The 533-nt window shown below is 38.8% G+C and carries 1 pseudogene; it reads left to right on the top strand.

Features of this window, described 5'->3' with window-relative positions:
- A pseudogene (locus tag STRDD10_RS11275) lies at positions 1 to 533 on the top strand (IS1634 family transposase); the annotation flags it as partial.

Raw genomic sequence — 533 nt, 5'->3', positions numbered from 1 at the left:
GGTATACAATTCTTTTGGGGAACGCTCCTATGTCACAACTCAATCTATCAAGAAGTTAAAGAAAGAATACAGAGACTGGGCTTTGGATAAAAGTGGTTGGCGAATGGTTGGGGATAAGAAGCCTATCTTTTACAATCTAGATGAGCTAGAACACAGAGAAGAATTAAAAAAACAGCTCTTCTTTAAAGAATCTCCTTTTTATGATGAAGACTTACCAAATCAACGCTTGATTGTGACCTTTTCTACTAAATATCAAGACTATCATCGAACGATACGAGAAAAACAGATTGAACGGGCTAGTAAGTTACTAGGCAAGCCCAGCCAAGCTACCAAGAAGAGACAAACCGATTTTAAGAGATTTCTGAAAGAAACAAGTACTACTAAAGAAGGGGAAATCGCCGAGAAAGGGATTCTAACTCTTGATGAGGAACGGATTCAAGAAGAGGCTCAATATGATGGTCTCTACGCCGTAGCTACTAATCTAGATGAAGAGATTCAGACAATTGTAGCCATCAATCAAAGACGGTGGGAAA

The organism is Streptococcus sp. DD10 (assembly GCF_001578805.1).
In the GTDB taxonomy this organism is placed as follows: Bacteria; Bacillota; Bacilli; order Lactobacillales; family Streptococcaceae; genus Streptococcus.
The sequence above is the reverse complement of the archived record's forward strand: the minus strand, read 5'-3'. Positions and strand labels throughout refer to the sequence as shown.